This is a genomic window from Streptococcus mitis (genome assembly GCF_002096815.1).
Classification (GTDB): domain Bacteria; phylum Bacillota; class Bacilli; order Lactobacillales; family Streptococcaceae; genus Streptococcus; species Streptococcus mitis_AD.
In genome coordinates, this window is the sequence record NZ_NCVJ01000008.1 from 1 (window position 1) to 4599 (window position 4599).

Genomic DNA, 4599 nt, shown 5'->3' on the forward strand with positions numbered 1-4599 from the left:
AGTGATATGATAGGACTATCGTTATACTCAATGAAAATCAAAGAGCAAACTAGGAAGCTAGCCGCAAGCTGTACTTGAGTACGGTAAGGCGACGCTGATGTGGTTTGAATTTGATTTTCGAAGAGTATTAACATTCGAAAGGAGAGGCATCATGGCTAGAACGGTTGTAGGAGTTGCTGCAAATCTATGTCCCGTAGACGCGGAAGGCAAAAACATTCATTCATCTGTATCTTGTAGATTCGCAGAGAGCATTCGTCAAGTCGGTGGTCTCCCTTTAGTCATTCCTGTTGGTGATGAGTCAGTTGTACGCGATTATGTAGAAATGATTGACAAACTTATCTTGACAGGCGGTCAAAATGTTCACCCTCAGTTTTATGGAGAGAAAAAGACCATCGAGAGCGATGATTACAATCTAGTGCGCGATGAGTTTGAATTGGCACTCTTGAAAGAAGCGCTTCGTCAGAATAAACCAATTATGGCAATCTGTCGCGGTGTTCAACTTGTCAATGTTGCCTTTGGGGGAACCCTCAATCAAGAAATCGAAGGTCACTGGCAAGGGCTGCCTTTCGGAACATCTCATTCTATTGAGACAGTAGAAGGAAGCGTGGTGGCCAAGCTATTTGGAAAAGAAAGTCAGGTTAACTCGGTCCATCGTCAAAGCATTAAAGATTTGGCACCTAATTTCCGTGTGACTGCCATTGATCCAAGAGACCAAACCATCGAAGCGATTGAGTCTATCGACGAACACCGTATTATCGGTTTGCAGTGGCATCCAGAGTTTCTGGTTAATGAGGAAGATGGCAATTTAGAACTATTTGAGTATTTATTGAATGAACTGTGACGACTGGGACATCTGGTCGTTCTTTATTTTATTTTTTCAAAATTTTTGGAATGTGGCATTTTTACGCAAACGTTTGAATTCTGATAAAAATTGGAGAAATTCGACAAAAAAACTTGAAAAAAACGAAGGTAAGCGTTATGATAGAAAAGAAGAAATATTGGAGGAATAACATGTCACATATTAAATTTGATTATTCAAAAGTTTTAGACAAATTTGTTGCACCACATGAAGTGGAATATATGCAATCACAAGTAACAGCAGCAGATGAATTGATCCGTAAAGGAACTGGTGCTGGTAGCGACTTTTTGGGATGGTTGGACCTTCCTGAAAACTACGACCGCGAAGAATTTGACCGCATCTTGAAAGCTGCTGAGCAAATCAAATCAGACAGCGATGTTTTGGTTGTGATCGGTATCGGTGGATCTTACCTTGGTGCCAAAGCAGCAATCGACTTCTTGAACCACCACTTTGCAAACTTGCAAACAAAAGAAGAGCGCAAAGCTCCACAAATCCTTTACGCAGGAAACTCAATCTCATCTACTTACCTTGCTGACTTGGTAGAGTACGTAGCTGACAAAGACTTCTCAGTAAACGTGATTTCTAAATCAGGTACAACAACTGAACCAGCTATCGCTTTCCGTGTCTTCAAAGAACTCTTGGTTAAGAAATACGGACAAGAAGAAGCTAACAAACGTATCTATGCAACAACTGACCGCCAAAAAGGTGCTGTTAAGGTTGAAGCAGACGCTAACGGTTGGGAAACATTTGTTGTTCCAGATGACATCGGTGGACGCTTCTCAGTATTGACAGCTGTTGGTTTGCTTCCAATCGCAGCATCAGGAGCTGACATCAAAGCCCTTATGGAAGGTGCGAATGCAGCTCGCAAAGACTACACTTCAGATAAAATCTCTGAAAACGAAGCTTACCAATACGCAGCAGTTCGTAACATCCTTTACCGTAAAGGTTATGCAACTGAGATCTTGGTAAACTACGAGCCATCACTTCAATACTTCTCAGAGTGGTGGAAACAATTGGCTGGTGAATCAGAAGGAAAAGATCAAAAAGGTATCTACCCAACTTCAGCCAACTTCTCAACTGACTTGCACTCACTTGGTCAATTTATCCAAGAAGGAACTCGTATCATGTTTGAAACAGTTGTCCGTGTTGACAAACCTCGTAAAAACGTGATTATTCCTACTTTGGAAGAAGACCTTGACGGACTTGGTTACCTTCAAGGAAAAGACGTTGACTTTGTAAACAAAAAAGCGACTGACGGTGTTCTTCTTGCCCACACAGATGGTGATGTACCAAACATGTACGTGACTCTTCCAGAGCAAGACGCTTTCACTCTTGGTTATACAATCTACTTCTTCGAATTGGCTATCGCCCTTTCTGGTTACTTGAATGCTATCAACCCATTCGACCAACCAGGTGTTGAAGCTTATAAACGTAACATGTTTGCCCTTCTTGGAAAACCAGGATTTGAAGAATTGAGTAAAGAACTTAACGCACGTCTATAATAGAAGAAAAGAGTGGTTTGTCCACTCTTTTTACTCTCTTTATCCATAGAAATTGGACTCAGCCAAGACTTGTGATATAATATAGAGAGCAAAAAGGCAGACGCCTAGAGACTTTATAGGAGAAACTATGTCAAAAGATATCCGCGTACGTTACGCACCAAGTCCAACAGGACTACTACACATCGGGAATGCCCGTACAGCATTGTTCAACTACCTTTACGCACGTCATCATGGTGGAACATTTATCATTCGTATCGAAGATACTGACCGTAAACGCCATGTCGAAGATGGGGAACGCTCACAGCTTGAAAACCTTCGCTGGTTAGGCATGGATTGGGATGAAAGCCCAGAAACACATGAAAACTACCGCCAGTCTGAGCGTTTGGACTTGTATCAAAAATACATTGACCAACTATTAGCTGAAGGAAAAGCCTACAAATCTTACGTTACAGAAGAAGAGCTGGCAGCTGAACGCGAACGCCAAGAAGCAGCTGGTGAAACACCTCGTTATATCAACGAATATCTTGGTATGAGTGAAGAGGAAAAAGCGGCTTATATCGCAGAACGTGAAGCTGTTGGTATCATACCAACAGTTCGCTTGGCGGTCAATGAGTCAGGTATCTACAAGTGGCATGATATGGTCAAAGGTGATATCGAATTTGAAGGTGGCAATATCGGTGGTGACTGGGTTATCCAAAAGAAAGACGGTTACCCAACTTACAACTTTGCCGTTGTCATCGATGACCATGATATGCAAATCTCTCACGTAATCCGTGGAGACGACCACATTGCTAATACACCGAAACAGCTTATGGTCTATGAAGCACTTGGTTGGGAAGCTCCAGAGTTCGGTCACATGACCTTAATTATCAACTCTGAAACTGGGAAAAAGTTGTCTAAACGCGATACCAACACCCTTCAGTTTATCGAAGACTACCGTAAAAAAGGTTATTTACCAGAAGCAGTCTTTAACTTTATTGCTCTTCTTGGTTGGAACCCAGGTGGCGAAGATGAAATCTTCTCTCGTGAAGAACTCATTGAACTTTTCGATGAAAACCGCCTGAGCAAGTCTCCAGCAGCCTTTGATCAGAAGAAACTTGACTGGATGAGCAATGATTATATCAAGAATGCAGACCTAGAAACTATCTTTGAAATGGCAAAACCATTCTTAGAGGAAGCAGGCCGTTTAACTGACAAGGCTGAAAAATTAGTTGAGCTCTATAAACCACAAATGAAATCAGTGGATGAAATTATTCCATTGACAGATCTTTTCTTCTCAGATTTCCCAGAATTGACAGAAGCAGAACGCGAAGTCATGGCGGGTGAAACAGTCCCAACAGTTCTTGAAGCCTTCAAAGCAAAACTTGAAGCAATGACAGATGATGAATTTGTGACAGAAAATATCTTCCCACAAATTAAAGCAGTTCAAAAAGAAACAGGTATTAAAGGGAAAAATCTCTTCATGCCAATTCGTATTGCAGTTTCAGGTGAAATGCATGGACCAGAATTGCCAGATACAATCTTCTTGTTAGGTCGTGAAAAATCAATCCAGCATATCGAAAATATGTTAAAAGAAATCTCTAAATAAGAAGGGTACAATAATGGACATCTGGGAAAAGATGTACGAAGAAGCACAGAAACTATACAATCCACATGAAGTATCTGATTTTGTTTACGCCAACCATGTTGTAGCCGCAGTAGAAGCAGAAGATGGACAAATATTTACAGGTTTCTGTATGGAGGGAACCTGTGGTGTATTCCATCTCTGTGCAGAGCGCGCCGCACTCTTCAATATGTACCAATTTTCAGGACAAACTAAGGTTAAAAAAGTCTTAGCCTTCCGAGATAAACCGCCGTATGGTGGAAGTTCAGGAATGCCCTGTGGAGCTTGCAGAGAATTCCTTTTAGAGTTGAACGCTGAAAATAAAGATGCAGAATTCATGATGGACTACGATAGAAGAAAGATAGTGAAAGTCGCAAAACTAATGCCCTATTGGTGGGGAGAAGAACGTGCTTCTAAGTTTAATAATCAATAGAAGAGTCAGTATAATGCTGACTCTTTTTACTTAACTTGAAAAAAATACAAAAAAGGTGTTGACAAAGTTAGAAAAGTCGGTATAATAGTAAGAGTTGAAAATAACAGCTCTGGTCCGTTGGTCAAGGGGTTAAGACACCGCCTTTTCACGGCGGTAACACGGGTTCGAATCCCGTACGGACTATGGTATGTTGCAGATGGCA

The 4599-nt window shown here is 41.3% G+C and carries 4 protein-coding genes and 1 tRNA gene; all 5 read left to right on the plus strand.

The genetic code is table 11. The features are described from left to right. Nucleotides 1–151 precede the first annotated feature (151 nt). The 5 genes from B7696_RS00045 to B7696_RS00070 all read left to right on the plus strand — a co-directional run bounded on the left by B7696_RS00045 (nt 152) and on the right by B7696_RS00070 (nt 4580). Nucleotides 152–841, plus strand: coding sequence for a gamma-glutamyl-gamma-aminobutyrate hydrolase family protein (locus B7696_RS00045; RefSeq protein ID WP_000124770.1), 690 nt, complete (start codon nt 152–154; stop codon nt 839–841). Nucleotides 842–1011: 170 nt separating this feature from the next. Continuing rightward, nucleotides 1012–2361, plus strand: coding sequence for a glucose-6-phosphate isomerase (locus B7696_RS00055; protein ID WP_000018269.1), 1350 nt, complete (start codon nt 1012–1014; stop codon nt 2359–2361). 127 nt (nt 2362–2488) lie between these two features. Next, complete coding sequence (gene gltX / locus B7696_RS00060; RefSeq protein ID WP_084861451.1) at nt 2489–3949, plus strand: glutamate--tRNA ligase; 1461 nt, start codon at nt 2489–2491, stop codon at nt 3947–3949. A 13-nt stretch (nt 3950–3962) separates the two neighbouring features. After that, complete coding sequence (locus B7696_RS00065; RefSeq protein WP_084861453.1) at nt 3963–4397, plus strand: cytidine deaminase family protein; 435 nt, start codon at nt 3963–3965, stop codon at nt 4395–4397. 111 nt (nt 4398–4508) lie between these two features. Then, a tRNA-Glu gene (locus B7696_RS00070) sits at nt 4509–4580 on the plus strand. Nucleotides 4581–4599: the final 19 nt, after the last annotated feature.

What these genes read in the sequence shown, in the direction of transcription:
- gltX (WP_084861451.1), top strand. Translation starts at nt 2,489, where the DNA reads ATGTCAAAAGATATCCGCGTACGTTACGCACCAAGTCCAACAGGACTA.
- B7696_RS00055 (WP_000018269.1), top strand. Translation starts at nt 1,012, where the DNA reads ATGTCACATATTAAATTTGATTATTCAAAAGTTTTAGACAAATTTGTT.
- B7696_RS00045 (WP_000124770.1), top strand. Translation starts at nt 152, where the DNA reads ATGGCTAGAACGGTTGTAGGAGTTGCTGCAAATCTATGTCCCGTAGAC.
- B7696_RS00065 (WP_084861453.1), top strand. Translation starts at nt 3,963, where the DNA reads ATGGACATCTGGGAAAAGATGTACGAAGAAGCACAGAAACTATACAAT.